Raw genomic sequence first — 18,447 nt, 5'->3', positions numbered from 1 at the left:
CAGGACAGACCGCCATGAACACGACGCTCCCCCCCTCGACCCGCCATCGCGCCGGGCCGCCGCTGTCGGCGCGCGCCAAGCGCTGGCTGTACCTGATCCATCGCTGGGCAGGCATCGTGCTGTGCCTGTTCTTTGCCATGTGGTTCATCTCTGGCGTGGTGATGATGTACGTGGGCTATCCCAAGCTCACGCCGCAGGAACGCCTGGCGCACTTGCCCGCGCTGGATTCCGCGGCGATCACCGTCACGCCCGCGCAGGCGCTGGCGGCGGCGGGCGCCAAGGACGCCGCCGGCATGGTGCTGGCTGCCGCGCGCGGCGGCGCGCCGGTCTACGTGATTCCCGGCGAGGCGCGGCGCGCACCCAGGATGGTGGACGCCGCCAGCGGCGCGCTGTTGCCCCCGGCCGACGCCGCCACCGCGCTGGCCACGGCGCAGGCCTGGTCCGGCGGACAGCACGCCGCCCGCTATCTGGGCACGGTGGACGAAGACGCCTACACCCATTCGCGCGCGCTGGGTCCGGACCGGCCGCTGCACCGGTTGGACCTGGACGATCCCGCGCATACGCGGCTCTACATCTCGTCCGCCACGGGCATGGTGGTGCTGGACGCCACCCGCGCCGAGCGCATCTGGAACTACGCCGGCGCCTGGATCCACTGGCTGTATCCATTCCGCGGCAATGCGCTGGACGGCTGGTGGCACGACATCGTGGTGTGGCTGTCGGTCGCCGGGGTGCTGCTGGCCGTGACGGGCACGGTGGTCGGCATCCTGCGCTGGCGCTTCTCGCGGCCCTATGCCAGCGGCAGCCGCTCGCCCTACCGCGAAAACATGATGCGCTGGCATCATTTGAGCGGCCTGCTGTTCGCGGTCATCACCATCACCTGGATCTTCAGCGGACTGATGTCCATGAATCCGTGGAAGCTGTTCAGCACGGGCGCGCCGCCCTTGGCGCAGGCGGCCTATGCCGGCGCGCCGGGGGACACGCTGGCCGCGCCCGGTCAGCTGATCGCCGCCCTGCCGGCCGCGCCGCGCGAATTGCGCTGGGCCCGCGCCGATGGCCAGGACGTAGTGCTGGCGCGCAGCGCCGCTGGCGCCCCGCTGGTGCTGTCGGCCGGCAACGCGCAGCCCCATGCGTTCGACCCGGCGGCCTTGCGCGCCGCCGCCGCCCGGCTGGTCCCGGGCGCCCGGCTCGCCAGCGCCGAAACGCTGCAGGCCTACGACTTCTATTACTACGCCCGCGACGAACACGCGATGCTGGGCCATGTCGAGAAGCCGCTTCCCGTCTGGCGGCTGGCCTATGACGATCCCCAGGCGACCTGGGTCTATCTGGACCCGCGCACGGGACAGATCGTGAGCCGGCAGGACAGCGGCGCGCGCACCAGCCGCTGGCTGTTCGCCTTCCTGCATAGCTGGGACTGGACCGGCCTCCTGGCGCGCCGCCCGCTGTGGGACGTCCTGCTGGTGTTCCTGAGCCTGGGCGGCGCGGCGCTCAGCCTGACAGGCGCGGTGATAGGCTGGCGGCGGCTGGGCAAGAAGCTGCGCGCCTGAAGCGCGGGCGCGGATGCACTATGCTCACAGCCTTGCATGACGATCTACCGGAAAGAGGAGCTTCCATGTCCGACGTAACCATCTATCACAACCCCAAGTGCGGCACCTCGCGCAACACCCTGGCCATGATCCGCAACGCCGGCATCGAACCGGAAGTCGTGCTGTATCTGGAAACGCCGCCCTCGCGCGCCACCCTGAAGGCGCTGTTCAAGAAGGCCGGCGTCAGCGTGCGCGAGGCCCTGCGTGAAAAGGGCACGCCCTATCAGGAACTGGGCCTGGACGACGCGTCGCTCTCGGACGATGCGCTGCTGGACGCGATCGAGCAGCACCCCATCCTGCTGAACCGTCCCTTTGTCACGACGCCGCTGGGCGCGCGCCTGTGCCGCCCGTCGGAACTGGTGCTGGACATCCTGCCGGCCCCGCAGCAAGGCGCCTTCGCCAAGGAAGACGGCGAAGCCGTGATCGACGCGCAGGGCAAACGCATCCAGAAGTAAAAGGACGCGGTCCGCGGCCTTTTGTAAGCGGACTGACGGCTGGGATCATTACCATCGCGGCAATCGTTTCATTACGCCGCGATGACAATTCATGAATTCCCTTGAAAGCCTCAACCAGTCCCTTTTTCTTTCGATCAACGCCGACCCGGCCACCCCGATCTGGCAGATCCACGCCGCCATGCTGGTGGCGAACCGGCTGATCCTGCTGGTCCCGGCCGTACTGGCCGCCCTGTGGCTGTGGGGCGGCCGGCCGCAGCGCGATGTGGCGCTGAAGGCGTTGGCCAGCATCGCCTTGGCGCTGTTCGCAAGCTACCTGTGCGGCGCACTGTGGCCGCACGCGCGCCCCTTCGTCCTCGGCCTGGGACATGCGTTCTTCCCGCACAAGGCGACGTCCTCGTTTCCCAGCAATCACACCATCATCATCGCCACGCTGGCGTTCGCGCTGATCTACGACCGGCGCTGGGCCGGATGGGGCTGGCTGGCGCTGGCCGCGGCCGTCCTGGTCGGCGCCTCGCGCGTCTACCTGGGCGTGCACTTCCCGCTGGACATCCTGGGCGGACTCCTGCTGGCGCCGCTGGCCGCCGGGCTGACCGCCATGGCATGGCGCCGCTGCGGCGAGCCCCTGACAGGCGCGGCGCAGGGCCTGTACCGCAAGGCGCTGGCCCTGCCGATCGCGCGCGGCTGGATCCGCGCCTGAAGGCGCGCCGCGCTCAGTTGATCGCGACCTTGGCGTCCTTGACCAGCTTGGCGTAGTTCTCGGTATCCGTGCCGATGCGGGCCTTCATCTCGGCAGGCGTATCACCGATAGGCACCGCGCCTATTTCCGCCATCCGCCGCGAGAAGTCGGGCGAACGGATGATCTTGACCATCTCGGCATTCAGGCGCCCGACCACGTCCGCCGGCGTGGCCGCCGGCGCCAGCACGCCGAACCAGGTCCCCATGTTGAAGGGTTTGAGGCCGGCTTCCTCCATGGTCGGCACATCGGGCAGCGCGGCCGAACGCTGATTGGTGGTGACCGCCAGCGCGCGCAGCTTGCCGCTCTGGATGTGCGCCAGCACCGGCGTCACGGTGTCGAAGGACATGTCGATCTGGCCGCCCAGCAGGTCGGTCGTCAGCGGGCCGCTACCCTTGTAAGGCACATGCAGCAACTGCACATGCCCTTCCTTTTCGAACTGCGCGCCGATCAGGTGTTGTCCCGTACCCATGCCGTTCGAGCCATAGGTCAGCTTGCCCGGCTGGCCTTGCGCCAGTTTCAGCAGCGACTTCACGTCCTGCGCCGGCAGCTTGGGATTGACCACCAGCACGTTGGGCACCAGGGCCACGGTAGTCACCGGCGCGAAATCCTTCTGGAAGTCGTAATGCAGGCTCTTGTAGACGCTGGTGGCGATGGTGTGGTGCACGGCGCCCATCAGCAGCGTATAGCCGTCGGGCGCAGCCTTGGCCACGTAATCCGCGCCCAGGGTCGAACCCGCGCCCGGCTTGTTCTCCACCACCACGGGCTGGCCCAGGCTCTTGGCGAGCTCCTGGCCCAGCGCGCGCGCCAGCACGTCGGTGGTGCCGCCGGCCGGAAACGGCACCACCAGGTTCACCGGCCGGGCCGGATAGCCCTGCGCCTGCGCGCCGCCGGCGATGGTCAGGCCCGCCAGGCAGGCCAGCGCCAGGACGCGCGCGGGTATCGTTCTCTTGTGCATGCTTGTCTCCTCGGTACGAATGGAATTCGCTTGTTGTCGTGGATCCCGCGGCGGGCCTGGGGTCTCGCGCCCCGGTCCCGCTTCAGGTCTGCTTCGGGTCTGCTACGCCTATGCGGCCTTGGCCCTGCCCGCAGCCGCCAGCTTCGCGCACACGGCTGCCGTGACCTGCTCCGTGGTGGCGGTTCCGCCCAGGTCGCCCGTATGCAGAGAGGGATCGGCGGTCACGCTTTCGATCGCCTGCATCAGCCGCGCCGCGGCCTGCGTCTCGCCCAGGTGCTCCAGCAGCATGACCACGGACCAGAAAGTGCCGACCGGGTTCGCCAGGCCCTTGCCCATGATGTCGAAGGCCGACCCGTGGATGGGTTCGAACATGGAGGGATAGCGGCGTTCCGGATCGATGTTGCCGGTGGGCGCGATGCCCAGGCTGCCGGCCAGCGCCGCCGCCAGGTCGCTCAGGATGTCGGCGTGCAGATTGGTGGCGACGATGGTATCCAGCGATGCCGGGCGGTTCACCATGCGGGCGGTGGCCGCGTCGACCAGTTCCTTGTCCCAGGCCACGTCCGGAAACTCGCGGCTCACCTCCAGGGCGATCTCGTCCCACATGACCATGGCGTGGCGCTGCGCGTTGGACTTGGTGACCACCGTCAGCAGCTTGCGCGGACGGGATTGCGCCAGCTTGAAGGCGAAGCGCAGGATGCGTTCGACGCCCGCGCGGGTCATGATGGACACGTCGGTCGCGGCTTCCAGCGGATGGCCCTGGTGCACCCGGCCGCCCACGCCGGAATATTCGCCCTCGGAGTTCTCGCGCACGATGACCCAGTCCAGCTGGCCCGGCGCGCAGCGCTTGAGCGGCGCATCGATGCCGGGCAGGATGCGCGTCGGGCGCACATTGGCGTACTGGTCGAAGCCCTGGCAGATCTTCAGCCGCAAGCCCCACAGAGTGATGTGGTCGGGAATGTGCGGATCGCCGGCCGAACCGAACAGGATGGCGTCCTTGCCGCGCAGCGCGTCCAGGCCGTCGGCCGGCATCATCACGCCGTGCTTGCGGTAATAGTCGCCGCCCCAGTCGAAATCCTCGAACTCGAAGCTCAGGCCGCCGTCCCGGGCCAGTTCCTGCATGATGCGCTGTCCGGCCGGAATCACTTCCTTGCCGATGCCGTCGCCGGGGATGGTTGCGATGCGATAGGTCTTCATATGCCGACTGGGCTCCTTGCTGGTGGGATGCTGTCGGCACTGTACTGACGCCCGCGAGCGGCGGGCGCAATGGAATTCAAAACATCTTTTACCTGGAGTTGAAGGTGGCGCGCGGGCGGGAAAAGCCAACGCGCAAAAAAACAGCGCCCGCATGTGGCGCTGTTCCAGGTGGCGGCCATGACCGGCCGCAGGCATGCAGCAATCAGCAGCGGCCGATGTTCAGGTCGGAGATCAGGTTGTTGAAATTCTGGCGCAGACTGTTGGCGTCGTCCTCGATGGTGGGACGCATCATCTTGAACGCACCGGTGCGCGCCGCGTCTTCCTTGTAGCGGCCATTGTTGGTGTGCTCCAGGATCTTGCGGCCGGAGGCCAGGAAGCCGTTGACGTTCATCATCATGCCGGTGCAGCCCTTGGCATCGGCCTCGCGCGTCTTCTTGTCGAAGCCCAGCGCCATTTCGTTCATCTTGTCCAGCTCCTGCTTGAAGGCCTCCTGGTCGGCGCCCAGGCCCTTGCCCTCGAACACGCCCGACGCCTTGTCCATCGTAGCCTTGCCGTAATAGACCATGCCGGCGCGGTAATAGGCGACCGTGTCCTTCTTGGCCTTTTCAAAGGCTTCCTTGGTGTTGGCCGTGTCCTTGATGGAGATGCCGCGGTAGAAGCCGTTTTCCGCCTTCACGACTTCGGTCAGCGCCGCGACGTAGGCCGGGCTCTTCTCGCGCGCCAGCGCGCCGTTGTCGGACAGGAAGGTCTTGGCTGCAGCATAGTTCTGCAGTTCATGGCTCAGCGGCGCCAGCTTGCCCAACGCATCCGAGAACGCCTTGGCGGGCGCGTCGATCTCGGCAATAGGCGTCGACATAGCCAGCGCGCGATCGAGCTTCTCCTTGGTGCGCTGGATCGTCGAGTCGTTGCTGATGACGAAATCCTTGAGCGGCTTGCCTTCCTTCAGCGCCGGGACGGCGTAGGCCTCGTAGCGTTCCAGCGCCTGCTCGAAGGTCGTGGAAATGCTGTTGGCGGTGTCGACGTACTGGTTGTACTTGATGATCTCGGACTGAGCGGTAGTCGGCTCGGACGCTTTCGCTTCCTTCTTGGCGCTGTCGTCGCCGCACGCGGCGAGCGCCAGCGTGACGGCCAGAACTGCGAACATGCGCAAGGGGCGCGGCATAAACATCTTTGATTCCTGTTGCGGGTTGCTCTGAAGGGGACGCATGATATGCCCTCCAGATGCTTAACACGCTACAAATCTATTCAACCCTGTCACAAGAATTTTCAAGCCATCTCTGCTCGTGATCCAGCAGCCAGCGCTTGCGGTGCAAACCGCCGCCGTAACCGGTCAGGGCAGCGTCCGCGCCCACGATGCGGTGGCAAGGCACGACGATGCCGATGGGATTCGCCCCGTTGGCCGCGCCCACCGCGCGCACGGCGGCGGGACGCGCGATGCGGTGCGCCAGCGCGCCGTAGCTGATCGACTGGCCGCCCGATACTTCCCGCAATGCCCGCCACACCGCGCGCTGGAAATCGGTGCCGCCGGTGGCCACGTCCAGCGCGTCGATGGCGCGCACGTCGCCGTCGAAGTAGTCCAGCAGCGCGCGCCGCGCGGGCGACGCCTGGACCGCATCGCGCAATTCGACCTGCTGCTTGCGGTACTGCCTGCGCAACAGCAGGTGCATGCGCGCTTCGTAGTCTTCCCAATCGACCGCCCGCAGGCGCCGCTGCTCGTCGCTCAGGACCAGCATCAGGCCGATGGGCGTGGGAACGCGCTCAAGAAAGAAAGCCTGGGTTTGGACGGGCATGGCGGACTCCAGCGTAGGTGATCGACCGTAGCACTATAGGCGTTGACGCGGGCTCTGCGCTGGCGGTTTTCGGACAGGAATGCCGCATCCACAACACTGTCCGAAAACCGCTAGATCCAACGCTCGCCGCGGCGTTAGCATGATCTCATGGACCTGAACCACGACGCCTGCTACAGCGCCATCCAAGTGCGCGACTCCCGTTACGACGGCCGCTTCTTCACCGCCGTGAAGACCACGCGCATCTATTGCCGTCCGGTCTGTCCGGCGCGCACCCCATTGTCGAAGAACGTCACGTTCTATGCCACCGCGGCAGCGGCGCAAGAGGCCGGCTACCACCCCTGCCTGCGCTGCCGGCCCGAAACCGCGCCAGAGGTCGGGCCGGGGCATGAGCTGCCCGATGGCGTGGCCCGCGCGCTGCAGCTGATCGAACTGGGCGCGCTGGACGAGGACGGCGTGGACGTGCTGGCGCAGCGCCTGGGCGTGGGCGAACGCCAGTTGCGGCGCCAGTTCCGCCAGCACCTGGGCGCCTCGCCCGTGGCCGTGGCACAAACGCGGCGCGTGCTGCTGGCCAAGCAGCTGATCCACGAGACCCGGCTGCCGATGGCCGAGATCGCCTTCGCATCGGGCTTTGGCAGCATCCGCCGCTTCAACGAGATCTTCCACGACCTGTTCGCGCGCGCCCCAGGCGACCTGCGGCGCTCCGGCAAGCCGGAAGTGTCGGCGGCGCAAGAAGGCGAGATCATGCTGCTGCTGCGCTACCGCCCGCCCTATGACTGGGACGCCATGCTGGCCTTCCTGCGGCTGCGCGCGATTCCCGGCATCGAGCAGGTCACGGACGACAGCTACGCGCGCACCGTCCTGCTGGACGGCTGCCAAGGCACGGTGACGGTGCGCCCGGGCCGCGGCGATGCGCTCGAGGCCACGGTGCGCTTTCCCCGGCTGCAGGCGCTGCCGGCCATCATCGCGCGCCTGCGCCGCGTCTTCGACCTGGCCAGCGATCCGGTCGCCATCGCCGCGCAGTTCGCCAGCGATCCCGTGATGACCGAGCTGATCCGCGCGCGGCCCGGCCTGCGCGTGCCCGGCGCCTGGGACGGCTTCGAGCTGGCCATGCGCGCCGTGCTGGGCCAGCAGATCACGGTGGCCGCGGCCATACGCCTGGCCGGCAAACTGGTGGCCGCGCACGGCGCGGCCATGGCGCGTCCAGAAGGCGCGCTGACGCATGTATTCCCCTTGCCTGAAGCCGTGGCGGCGGCCGAGCTGGCCTCGCTGGGCATGCCGCGCAGCCGCGCCGCAACCTTGTCGGCGGTCGCCGCGGCGGCGGTGGCGGACAGGCATCTGTTCGATGCCGCCGGCGGCCTGGAGGATGCGGTCCGCCGGCTGCGCACAATACGGGGCGTGGGCGAATGGACGGCGCAATACATCGCGCTGCGCCAGTTGCGCGAGCCGGACGCGTTTCCGTCCGCCGACATCGGCCTGATCCGGGCCTTGGAAAGGCTGGAAGCGCGGACCTATACGCCCGCGCAATTGCTGGCCCGCGCCGAAACCTGGCGGCCCTGGCGCGCCTACGCGGCGCAGCACCTGTGGACGGCCTGAGCGAACGCCGGGCTTACCACCGGTCTTCCGCGCCCTTCCTGAAATACGCCACCAGGAAGTCCACGAACATGCGCACCTTGGCCGACAGATGGTGCCGTTCCGGAAAGACCGCGTAGATGTCGGCTTGCGGCAAGGCGTAGTCCTCCAGCACCTGCACCAGCCTGCCGCTGCGCAGATAGCGCGCCAGGTCCCATTCGGCGCGCTGCAGGATGCCCAGGCCGGCCAGGCCCCAGGTCAGCGTCACTTCGCCGTCATTGCTGCTGAGGTTGCCGCGCACCTTCACGGTTTCGCTGCGGCGTCCCTTGGTGAAGCGCCACAGGCCGTACGCGGCTTCATTCTGCCGCAGCACGATGCACTGGTGCCGCGCCAGGTCGTGCGGCGTGGCGGGAATGCCGTGGCTCTTCAGGTAGCCCGGCGACGCGCAGACCAGGCGCCGGTTGGGCGCGATCTTGCGGGCGATGAGGCGGGTGTCGGGCAGGTCGCCGAAGCGCACGGCCACGTCGACGGCGTCCTGCACGAAGTCGGCCGGGCTGTCGGTCAGCTGTAATTGCAGCGACACCTCGGGATATTTCTGGGCGAATTCCGCAATCGCGGGCGCGATGTAGCTGCGGCCGAAACCCAGCGGCGCGTTGACCTTGAGCAGGCCGCGCGGGCTGTCCTGGCGGCTGGCGATCAGCTGGTCCAGGTCCTCGATCTCGCCCAGGATGCGGCGGGCGTTTTCCAGGTAGACCTCGCCTTCCGCGGTCAGGCTCAGGCGCCGCGTGCTGCGGTTGACCAGCCGCACGCCCAGCCGCGCCTCGATCTGGGCCAGCCGCTTGCTGACCGCGGCCGGCGTGACGCCCAGCTCGCGGGCGGCGGCGGACATGCCGCCGGCGCGCACCAGTTCGACGACCAGCTGCAACTCGTTGGAATGTCCCATGGCCCCTCCAGGTCCGCAGGGTGCGCGGCACCCTGGCGCGGGGCGGATCAGTCGCGGAAGTTTTCGAACTGCAGCGGCAGGTCGACGTCGGTCTTCTTCAGCAGCGCGATGGCGGTCTGCAGGTCGTCGCGCTTCTTGCCGCTGATGCGCAGCTTGTCGCCGTTGATCTGCGATTCCACCTTGAGCTTGGCGTTCTTGATGGCGGCGATGAGCTTCTTGGCCACCGGCTGCTCGATGCCCTGCTTGATGGTGACCTTCTGGCGGGCGCCGCCCAGGTTTTCGAGGGGATCGGCCACGTCCAGGCAGCGCACGTCGATGCCGCGGGCCGACAAGCGGCCGCGCAGGATGTCCAGCATCTGCTTGAGCTGGAAGGCGCTGGAAGCGACCTGCGTTACGACAAACTCGTCGAGCTCGAACCTGGCGTCGCTGCCCTTGAAATCGAAGCGGGTGGCCAGTTCGCGGTTGGCCTGGTCGACGGCGTTGGAGAGTTCGTGTTTGTCGACTTCGGAGACGACGTCAAAAGTAGGCATGACACGGGGTCCTGTTGGGTAAATGTTGAAAAAGGCGAATACCGGGGTATCGCCTATTTTACCGGCCCCGCAGCCCGAGTCACGCCGTCAGCACCAGCAGGCGGCCGGCTTGCAGGGGATGCGCAATCACCTGCGCGTCGATGCCGTAGGCCAGATACAGATTGGCCGGCGTCAGGACCTCTGCCGGCGTCCCCTGCGCGATGCCGCGTCCGCCGCAGAGCAGCAGCAGGCGGTCGCACCAGCGCGCGGCCAGGTTCATATCGTGCAGGATCACCAGTACGCCCGTATTGCCGGCATGGGCCAGCTCCCAGGAGCGCCGCAGCAGGTCGCCCTGATGCTTGGGGTCCAGGCTGGCGGTGGGTTCGTCCAGCAACAGGTAGCGCGGCTCGTCGCGTTCGCGCGCGGCATGGCATTGAACCAATACGCGGGCGAACTGGACACGCTGCTGTTCGCCGCCGGACAGCTCGGGATAGCGCCGCCCGGCAAGATGCGCCGCGTCGGCCTCTGCCAGCGTTTGCGTCACCAGCGCGTCCACCACGGATGGCGCCAACTCCGGGAACGGATAGGCGCCCATGGCGACCACCTCGCGCACGCTCAGGTCGAAGCTCAGCCCCGGCTTTTGCGGCAGCACGGCGCGGCGGCGCGCCTGTTGCCGGTGCGGCATGGCGGCAAGCGGGGTCTCGCCCAAACTCAGCTGGCCCGCATCGGCAGCCAATTCCGCTGACAACGCGCCCAGCAGGGTGGATTTGCCAGCGCCGTTGGCCCCCAGCAAGCCCACCACTTCTCCGGGGCGGATATCCAGCGATACATCGGTGAGAATGCGCGCTGCGCCGCGGTTCACGGTCACGTTTTGCGCGGAAAGCGTCATCCTATCCTCCGTCCGCGCGCCAGCAGCCACAAGAAGAACGGCCCGCCCACCAGGCCCGTCACCAGGCCGATGGGCAGTTCGGCCGGCACCACCACGGTACGCGCCAGCCAATCCGCGAGGATCAGCGCCAGACCGCCGGCCAGGACGGTCGCGGGCAGCAGCCAGCGGTGATTGGCGCCCAGCGTCATGCGCACCAGGTGCGGCACCACCAGGCCGACGAAGACGATGGTGCCCGTGGCGGCGACCAGCGGTCCCACGATGAGCGCACTGGCCAGCACCAGCCTGGCCCGCACGCGCTTGAGCGTGTAGCCCAGGTGCTGGGCTTCGCGTTCGCCCAGCAGCAGCGCGTTCATGACGCGCCACTGACTCATCAGCCACAGGCTCACCAGCAGCACCCACGGCCCCAGGAACGACAACACCTTCCAGTTCGCGCCGCCCAGGCTGCCCATGTTCCAGAACGTCAGGTCGCGCAGCTGCGCATCGGTGGCGACGAAGGTGAACAGGCCGATCAAGCTGAACGCCATGGCCGTGATGGCCACGCCCGCCAGCAACAGCCCCGCCACACCCGGCACGCGCCGGCCCACCGCGTAGGCGCAGAGCGTGGCCAGCAGGCTGCCGGCGAAGGCGGCAGGCGCGGTGACCCAGAAACCGCCGGACGTCAGCACGATGGCGGCCACCGCCCCCAGCGCGCCGCCCGCCGATATGCCGATCAGGCCGGGCTCGGCCAGCGGATTGCGGAACAGCGCCTGCATGGCCGCGCCGGCCACCGCCAGGCCGGCGCCCGCCACCAGCGCGAACAGCACGCGCGGCAAGCGGATGTCGATCAGCACATTGCGCCACAAGGCAGTCTCGGGCGTGGGCGCGCCCCACAACAGGGACGGCAGCTCGCGCAGGGGGATCGCCACCGCGCCGTTGGCGGTGGCGGCCACCACCGCCAGCATCAGGGCCGCTGCCAGCAGGCCCAACGCCAACGGCGCGCTAACGCGCCATGACATGCGCAACCTCCTGCTTGAGCTGGGTCAGCGCCAGCGGCAGGCGCGGTCCCATGCCCAGGATGAGCAGGTCGTCCATCACCACGATGCGCCGCTTCGCGGCCGCCTGGGTGGACGCGATGCCGGGCATGCGCAGGAAGGCGTCCATGCCGCCGCCGGCGTCCAGCGATGCCTGCGTCACGATGATCAGGTCAGGCGCCAGCGCGCCCATGGCCTCGGCGGACAAGGGCTTATAGCCATGCTGATCTTGCAGCACGTTCACCAGCCCCGCCAGGTGCATGACTTCGTTGGCGGCGGTGTCGCGGCCGGCGCCTTGCGGCGAGCCCGTGCGGTTGATCAGCAGCAGCGCCCGCGCGCGCGTCGCGGGCACAGCCTCGGCGCGCGCGAGCTCGCGCGTGACGTCTTCCACCATGCGTTCGCCCGCCGGCGCCACGCCCAGCGCGTCCGCAATGCCGCGGATGCGCGACTTGAGCGAATCCACCGACGGCGCGTCCGACACGGTGACGACGCGCACGCCGACGTCCGCCAGCCGCTTGAGCGAGTCCGGCGGGCCGGCCTGCTCAGAGGCCAGCACCAGATCCGGCTTTAGCGACAAGACGCCTTCCACGGGTACCGAACGGTAGTAGCCGACGCGCGGCAGCCTGGTCGCGGCCTCGGGATAGAGGCTGGAGAGATCGTCTCCCACCAGCTTGCCGCCCTGCCCCAGCTGATACACGATTTCGGTCACGGTGCCGCCCAGGGTCACTACCCGGGCGGGCGGCGCCGCGTACGCGCCGAGCGCGATTGCCCAGCCCGCCGCCATTGCCAACCATTTTTTCATCGCTACGTCCTTATGGGCTCAGGCGGCCAGCGGCACGCTGCACAGGCTGATCATCAGTTCGCGCCATTGCGTCAGTTCCGGCTTGCCGGGCTTGCGCTCGCCGAAGAACTGCGCGATCAGGTCGCCCGTCGAGGCATACAGCTCCAGCGAGGTGACCCAACCGTCCGAGGTCGGCTTGTTCACCACCCAGGCCGAGGCAATGGCGGTGGTATCCAGGTGCAGGTTGAACTTCGGGTCCAGCACGTTGTACCAGGGGCCGGTGCGGCGCAATTGCTGCACCGGGCCGGTATGGATCTGGATCATGCCGCGGTTGCCCACGAAGCACATGATGGACAGGCCGGACTGCGCCGCGGATTCGAGCATGCGTTCGACGGCATCGGCCGGCACCTGCTGCGCCAGATCCTCGCCCGCGCCCGCCAGGGCGGCCAGGCGCGACACCTTGAACTTGCGCAGCAGGGGAAAGAACTCGTGCGTGTCCTGCATGCCCAGCCAGGCTTCGCGCCACTGCGCGCTGTTCTCGACCCGGTCGGCGTCGGCGGCGGGCGCATAGGGCTGGGTCTCGGGCCATTGCGCCTCGCCCGCGAACTTGGCGACCAGGGCATCGTAGGCGGCGGCGTCGGTAGCGTCGGTGCGGTAGACCTTGTGCACCGCCACGCCCGCGCCATCGAAGAACTGCAGGCTGTGGCGGCCGTCCTGTTCGACTGCCCAGGCCGACTTCCAGGTCGTGAAGAACACGCGCAGGTCGATGTCCGGTCCGAGCACCAGGCCTACCGGACCTTCGGCCTGGATATCCTCATACACGCCACGGCGCTCGTGCACACACCAGTCGTTGCGGGTAAGCGCCATGACCGGGCCCAGCGTGCCCAGTTCGCGGAAGATTTCCTGAGGCGTGCCGTGCAGGGCCGTGGCCTTCAGGCCGCCGCATTGCGCCGCCACCCATTCGGCTTCGGACACTCCCAGCGCCTGCGCCAGATTGCGGGCGCGCAGCTTGGGTTGCGAGGCGGCCAGGGCCTCGTTGCGGGCGCGCAGTTCCTGGGCGCGGGACGTGAAATCGGTGTTGCTCATCGTGGGCCCTCCGGCCGTTGCTAAGGTTTGCGTAAACCGCCGCCGCCCCGGTATGGTCCGGACCGGCGGCGGGTCTGGATCAATACTGGTATGTCAGTGAGACGCGCAGGCTGCGTCCCGGTTCCGTGTACCAATCGACCGGCCGCGGAATGGCGATGGCGCCGGCGGTCGGCACGTTGATGGCCTCCCAATACTTCTTGTCGAACAGGTTGAAAACGCCCGCCTGCACCTGCAGGCCCTTCACCGCGGCCGGACGCCAATAGCCCATCAGGTCCACCACGCCGTAGCCGGGCGCCTGGAAATCGGGATTGCGGGCCGTGGCCGTGGCCTCGGGGTACTCGACCTTGTCGCGCTTCAGGGCGGTGGTCAGCATGGCGTCCACGCCCCACGCATCGCGGCTATAGCCCAGGCCCAGCACCGCCTTCAGCGGCGCCACCGAGTTCAGGTACTGCCCCGTGCTTTCGTCCTTGCCCACGGCCCACGCCAGCGAACCCCAGGTGCGCCAGCCGGGCGAAAACTTCCAGTGCGCGCTGGCTTCGGCGCCGTAGATGCGCACCTTGGCGCGGTTGACGTTGCCGGTCACGCCCAAGGGGTACTGTCCGGCCCAGCCCGGCTGCCACTGGGGCGAGGACGCGTTCAGCGGCACGTCGCCGTCGATGAAGTTCTGGTAGCGGTTGTCGAACAACGATACCGCGCCGCCCAGGGAATCGGAACCGATCTTGGCGCCCAGCTCCCAGCCCTTGCTGGTTTCAGGCTTCAGATAGGGATTGCCCACGCGCAGGTAGGTGCCGGGGCCGCCATAGTTGGTGTAGAGCTGCGTCGGGCTGGGCGCCTTGAAGCCGTATGCGTATTGGGCATAGAGGCTGAGTTCGTCCGCGGCCTTCCAGGTGGCCAGCAGCTTGGGCGAAAAACGGCTGCCGCTGTTGGACGGCGGCAGCGCGCCCGCGTTCGGGTTGCTTTCGTAGCTGGCCGTGGACTGCGGCTTCTGTTCGTAGTGGTCGTAGCGCAGCGCCGGCATGATAGTGTAGCGGCCGTCGGCGAAGCTGAATTCGTCCTGCACCCACAGAGCCCACTGGTTGCCCTTGGACTGCGGCACGTCGGCCTGGTTGGTGTGCAGCATGTCGCACAGGCGCGGACCCATCGGCGCCCGCGTGCCTGCCGGGATCGCCGGGCAATTGTCGTAGCCGCCGGAGTACTGCTCGGTCTTGTTGCCGTACCATTCCCCGCCCACGGTCCACAACTGCGACACCGACGCGCCTGCCAGACGCTTGGTGATCTCGGCATTGGCGCCGAACATGGTCTGACGGATGGAGTTGCTGCGGCCATATGGCCCGCTGGGATAGCCGTAACGGAACGGATCGCCCGGTATGGCGTAGGCCCGGGAATCGACGCTGCGCACGCCGCTCAGCGAGCTGTCCAGCTGCAGGCGCTGCCAATAAACGACCGCGCTGGCCGTGTCGATCAGGCTGTCCGCGCCGGGCGCCTTGTACGAGTAATCGAAGGACACGCGCTGGCGCTCGGTTTCCTTGCGGGTGCTGTTTTCGCCGTACAGATAGCTGGTGCCCGCGCCCTGCTCGAACATGCTGTCGATGTCGGCGTTGCGCTTGAAGTATTCGCCGGTCAGGCCGAAGCGGTGGCCGCCTTCGACGCGCTGCTGCAGCTTCAGAAGGAAGCTGCGCTGGTCGTAGTCTTCCGGGCTGGGTTCGCTGCGCTTGGGTCCATAGCCGCCGACGTCGCCGCGATTGTCCAGGGCATGGCCGTTGCGTACGCCCGCCTGCACCAGCCAGAACGTGTTGCTGTGGATCTGGCCCGCCAGCGCGGCGTTGGCGCCCCAGCTGCTGTCGGCCGTGTCGTAGTCGGTCTTGGCCAGCGCGCCGAAGGTCTTGCCGTCGGTCAGCAGGTCAGACGGTTGCAGCGTGTGCAGGTCGGCAGTGCCGGAAATCGCGCCAGAGCCGCCGCCGCTGGCGTCGGCGCCGCGCACGATGTCCAATCGCGACAGGCTGTTGAAATCCACCGCTTCCAGGCCGCCCTTCAGGCCGCGCGCGCCGTCGTCCAGCCATGGCAGGCGGATACCGTCCACGCGCGTCAGCACACGGTCCTGGTCCAGGCCGCGGATATTGATGCTGTTGGTCGTGCGGTTGAAGCTCACGCCAGGCTCGGCGCGCTTGCCGAAATCGCTCCAGTTCTTGACCTGCAGTTCGTCCAGGCGCTTGCGGTCGGTGCTGGTTTCCCAGGCCGGTGCGACCGGCGCGCCCTCGCCTTCCACCTGGACCGGCGCCAACTGCGTCACGTCCGCGGACAATGCCTGCAACACGTAAACGCGGGCGCTGCGCTCCTGCACACCCAGGCCGCTGCCCGCCAGCAAGCGCGCAAAGCCTTCATTCACGGAATAGACCCCGTCGAGCCCCGCCGTGCGGCGCTGGCCCACCAGCGCCGCGTCGAACAGCACCGTCACGCCCGCGCTGTCGGCAAAGCGCGGCAGCGCCTCGGCCAGCGCACCCGCCGGAATGCGATAGCCGCGCGCCTGCGTCTGCTGCGCGGACTGCGCCCACGCGGCCCTTGCGGGCAGCAAGGCGGCGGACACGGCAGCCAGCGCCAGGGCGGCATGCACGGCGGCGGCCAGGCGGGTCATGCGGCATTGCAGGCCTCGGGCGGGTCGGGAGCCGCTTGCGCGGCCGGCGGGAAGATAAGCCATGGTCGTCCTTTCGATCCAAAAGGTGTCGGCATTCGTTTGCCTCTACAGACCATGACCCTCGTGAAATCGGAATCGGACAGCTGGCCCTCCCCTTTTTTGTAACGGCGCGGATTCAGGCCTCGGCAGCCGCGCGCAAGGTGATCGTCACCCAGTACGGCGTGCGATAGCGCACCCGCACAGGCAAGGTCGCGGGCAAGGCCGCCAGGACCGCATCGGTATCGCGCACCTGGAACGCGCCCGAGATGCGCAGATGCGCGGCCTCGGGATCGCAACGCAGGATGCCGGAACGGTAGCGGCCCAGTTCGGCCGCGAAGGCGTCCAGCCGCATGCGGTTGGCGTACAGCACGCCGCGTTGCCAGTCGCTGGCATGCGGATCCGCAGGGGATGGCGGCGACGCGCCCGCGTCCGTCAGGCTGCTCTGCTGGCCGGCCTCCAGGCTGACCAGGCTGCGCGGATGCGCGGCGCTGCCGACGCGGATCCGCCCTTCCTGCACGCTGACGCGGCACACGCCGCCTTCTTGGCGCACGCAGAATCGCGAGGACTGCGCCTCGATGTCTCCCAGGCTCGTGCGCACCACGAAGGGCCGCGGCGCAGGCGCCGTGTCGGCCACGGCATGCACCGCGATCTCGCCGGCGCGCAGCCGCAGCAGGCGCGCCGTGGAGCTGTACATCACGTCGACGGCGCTGGCCGTGTTCAGCAGCAGCGTGGAGCCATCCGCCAGCGCCACTTCGCGCCGTTCGCCCGGCGCGCTGCGGTAGTCCGCGGTCCAGTCCAGCGGATCGGCGCGCCAGGCTGCCCAACCGACGGGCCCGGCCGCCACCAGCGCAATCAGCGTCTTGAGCGCGGCACGACGGCTTCCGAGTCCGGGGCGGTTCAAGGTGGCCATGCCCAGCGCCGCCGGGATCAGGCCGAAGCGCTCATTCACGCGCTGCGCGCGCTGCCAGGCGTGCTCGTGCTCGGCCTTGCTGGCGCGCCACAGTTCACAGGCCCGCTGGTCGGCGTCGGTGGCGCGGCCCGAACTCAGCCGCAGCAGCCAGCGCGCGGCCTCGCGCGCCACGCTGCGTTCGACGGCGGGCAGCTCGGGCGCCGCCTCGGCCTGCGGGTTCAGATCGACGCCATGATGCATTGTTCGAATCCCTTGGCGATGTAGCGATGCACGGTGCGCAGCGACACGTTCAGGCGGGCGGCGATTTCGCCATGGCTCAGTCCTTCCAGCTGCGCCATCAGGAAGGCCTGGCGGGCCGGCAGCGACAGGCCGGCCAACATCTCGTCGATTTCCTGCAGCGTTTCCAGGATGATCAGGCGCTGCTCGGCCGAGGGCGCCAGCGCCTCCGGCATCAAGGCCAGGGCTTCCAGATAGGCCTGCTCCACCGAGCGCCGCCGGTGGTGGTTCAGCAGCAGGCGCTTGGCGATGGTGGTGAGATAGGCGCGCGGCTCGCGCAAGGCGTCCAGTTCGTGGCGGTGGCGCAGCACCCGCACGAAGGTGTCCTGCGCCAGGTCGGCGGCGTCGAAGCTGTTGCCCAGCTTGGCGCGCAGCCAGCCATGCAGCCATCCATGATGAGCGCGGTACAGCAGATGGACGTTGTCGCCGGCGGCGACCGCGGGATTCGGCACGGGTGGCTCCCTGAACTTTCAATCACAAATAGAAATCAATCTCATTCTAAATGCAAAACCATGATTCCGGTCAAGCCCGCGCGCCGCGCTTGACGGCGATATGATGGGGACGGATTCCTCCCTACAGGCCTGCCCCATGCTCTATGCCGCGCTCAAATTCATCCACCTGATGGCCGTGATCCTCTGGGTCGGGGGCATGCTTTTCGCGCACTGTTTCCTGCGGCCGGCGGCCGCGCAGCTGGAACCGCCGGTCCGGCTGCGGCTGATGGCGGCGGTGCTGGGGCCGTTCCTGAATGCGGTGCTGGCGGCCATTCTTCTGATCCTGGCGACGGGCGCGATCATGATCGGCCAGGAAGCCAGCCAGGCGGCGCAGACGGGCGGCGCCTTCTTCATGCCGCGCAGCTGGACCCTCATGGCCTCGGGCGGCCTGGTCATGACGGCCATCTACGCCTACATCCGCTTCGTGCTCTACCCGCAGCTGCGGGCGGCGGTTGCCGCATCCGACTGGCCCCAGGGCGGCCAGGCCATGGGCGGCATACGCCGCTGGGTGGGCATCAACCTGCTGCTGGGCATCGCCATCGTGGCCATCGTCTTTCTGGGGTAGCTGGATATCAGCCGGCGCCCGCGAGCTATCGGGC

Annotated in this window: 18 protein-coding genes; 5 read left to right on the top strand and 13 right to left on the bottom strand. The window is 68.3% G+C overall.

The genetic code is table 11. The features are described from left to right. Positions 1–14: 14 nt before the first annotated feature. From IAG39_RS06195 to IAG39_RS06185, 3 genes are all read left to right on the top strand, one after another. Positions 15–1,544 (top strand): PepSY-associated TM helix domain-containing protein, encoded by a 1,530-nt coding sequence (locus tag IAG39_RS06195; RefSeq protein WP_187774083.1) that lies wholly within the window; start codon positions 15–17, stop codon positions 1,542–1,544. A gap of 65 nt (positions 1,545–1,609) precedes the next feature. Further along, positions 1,610–2,038, top strand: a complete 429-nt coding sequence (arsC, locus tag IAG39_RS06190; RefSeq protein ID WP_118934816.1) for an arsenate reductase (glutaredoxin) — start codon at positions 1,610–1,612, stop codon at positions 2,036–2,038. A gap of 91 nt (positions 2,039–2,129) precedes the next feature. Beyond that, positions 2,130–2,735 (top strand): phosphatase PAP2 family protein, encoded by a 606-nt coding sequence (locus IAG39_RS06185; protein WP_118934818.1) that lies wholly within the window; start codon positions 2,130–2,132, stop codon positions 2,733–2,735. Between the two features lie 13 nt (positions 2,736–2,748). On the opposite strand, the gene IAG39_RS06180 is transcribed toward IAG39_RS06185, so the two are convergent. The 4 genes from IAG39_RS06180 to ogt form a co-directional block, all read right to left on the bottom strand. Beyond that, positions 2,749–3,729 carry a Bug family tripartite tricarboxylate transporter substrate binding protein gene (locus tag IAG39_RS06180; RefSeq protein WP_059377772.1) on the bottom strand — a complete coding sequence of 327 codons (981 nt, stop codon included), beginning with the start codon at positions 3,727–3,729 and terminating at the stop codon, positions 2,749–2,751. 108 nt (positions 3,730–3,837) lie between these two features. Then, the gene (locus tag IAG39_RS06175; protein ID WP_059377770.1) at positions 3,838–4,923 is read right to left on the bottom strand and encodes a tartrate dehydrogenase; all 1,086 of its coding nucleotides are present in this window, start codon (positions 4,921–4,923) and stop codon (positions 3,838–3,840) included. Between the two features lie 202 nt (positions 4,924–5,125). Beyond that, complete coding sequence (locus IAG39_RS06170) at positions 5,126–6,091, bottom strand: DUF3829 domain-containing protein (RefSeq protein ID WP_059377767.1); 966 nt, start codon at positions 6,089–6,091, stop codon at positions 5,126–5,128. Between the two features lie 73 nt (positions 6,092–6,164). Then, a complete protein-coding gene (ogt, locus tag IAG39_RS06165; protein ID WP_118934820.1) occupies positions 6,165–6,713 on the bottom strand; it encodes a methylated-DNA--[protein]-cysteine S-methyltransferase in 549 nt (182 codons plus the stop codon). Between the two features lie 147 nt (positions 6,714–6,860). Between ogt and IAG39_RS06160 the strand changes: the two genes are divergently transcribed. Then, positions 6,861–8,306: an AlkA N-terminal domain-containing protein gene (locus tag IAG39_RS06160; RefSeq protein ID WP_118934822.1), complete on the top strand. Its 1,446-nt coding sequence runs from the start codon at positions 6,861–6,863 to the stop codon at positions 8,304–8,306. 13 nt (positions 8,307–8,319) lie between these two features. Here IAG39_RS06160 and IAG39_RS06155 read toward each other — a convergent pair whose 3' ends face one another. The 9 genes from IAG39_RS06155 to IAG39_RS06115 form a co-directional block, all read right to left on the bottom strand. After that, entirely contained in the window at positions 8,320–9,225 is a 906-nt protein-coding gene (locus tag IAG39_RS06155) for a LysR family transcriptional regulator (RefSeq protein WP_118934825.1), read from the bottom strand. 47 nt (positions 9,226–9,272) lie between these two features. Beyond that, positions 9,273–9,755: a YajQ family cyclic di-GMP-binding protein gene (locus IAG39_RS06150; RefSeq protein ID WP_118934827.1), complete on the bottom strand. Its 483-nt coding sequence runs from the start codon at positions 9,753–9,755 to the stop codon at positions 9,273–9,275. Positions 9,756–9,834: 79 nt separating this feature from the next. Continuing rightward, on the bottom strand, positions 9,835–10,623 hold the full coding sequence (locus IAG39_RS06145) for a heme ABC transporter ATP-binding protein (protein WP_059377754.1): 789 nt from the start codon (positions 10,621–10,623) through the stop codon (positions 9,835–9,837). Beyond that, positions 10,620–11,564 carry a FecCD family ABC transporter permease gene (locus IAG39_RS06140; RefSeq protein ID WP_118934840.1) on the bottom strand — a complete coding sequence of 315 codons (945 nt, stop codon included), beginning with the start codon at positions 11,562–11,564 and terminating at the stop codon, positions 10,620–10,622. The genes IAG39_RS06145 and IAG39_RS06140 overlap by 4 nt, the downstream gene beginning before the upstream one ends. Positions 11,565–11,601: 37 nt before the next feature. Continuing rightward, positions 11,602–12,435, bottom strand: a complete 834-nt coding sequence (locus IAG39_RS06135) for a hemin ABC transporter substrate-binding protein (protein WP_118934828.1) — start codon at positions 12,433–12,435, stop codon at positions 11,602–11,604. An 18-nt stretch (positions 12,436–12,453) separates the two neighbouring features. Further along, positions 12,454–13,500: a hemin-degrading factor gene (locus IAG39_RS06130; RefSeq protein WP_118934829.1), complete on the bottom strand. Its 1,047-nt coding sequence runs from the start codon at positions 13,498–13,500 to the stop codon at positions 12,454–12,456. A gap of 79 nt (positions 13,501–13,579) precedes the next feature. Continuing rightward, positions 13,580–16,195: a TonB-dependent receptor gene (locus IAG39_RS06125; RefSeq protein WP_373429066.1), complete on the bottom strand. Its 2,616-nt coding sequence runs from the start codon at positions 16,193–16,195 to the stop codon at positions 13,580–13,582. Between the two features lie 112 nt (positions 16,196–16,307). After that, on the bottom strand, positions 16,308–17,321 hold the full coding sequence (locus IAG39_RS06120; protein WP_118934834.1) for a FecR domain-containing protein: 1,014 nt from the start codon (positions 17,319–17,321) through the stop codon (positions 16,308–16,310). Then, entirely contained in the window at positions 17,300–17,809 is a 510-nt protein-coding gene (locus IAG39_RS06115; protein WP_118934836.1) for a sigma-70 family RNA polymerase sigma factor, read from the bottom strand. Before IAG39_RS06115 ends, IAG39_RS06120 begins: the two co-directional genes overlap by 22 nt. A gap of 136 nt (positions 17,810–17,945) precedes the next feature. Here IAG39_RS06115 and IAG39_RS06110 point away from each other — a divergent pair, with 136 nt between their 5' ends. Then, a complete protein-coding gene (locus IAG39_RS06110) occupies positions 17,946–18,413 on the top strand; it encodes a CopD family protein (RefSeq protein ID WP_059377732.1) in 468 nt (155 codons plus the stop codon). The last annotated feature ends 34 nt before the right edge of the window (positions 18,414–18,447 follow it).

The sequence above is a fragment of the Achromobacter xylosoxidans genome, from assembly GCF_014490035.1.
Taxonomy (GTDB): domain Bacteria; phylum Pseudomonadota; class Gammaproteobacteria; order Burkholderiales; family Burkholderiaceae_B; genus Achromobacter; species Achromobacter bronchisepticus_A.
The sequence above is the reverse complement of the archived record's forward strand: the minus strand, read 5'-3'. Positions and strand labels throughout refer to the sequence as shown.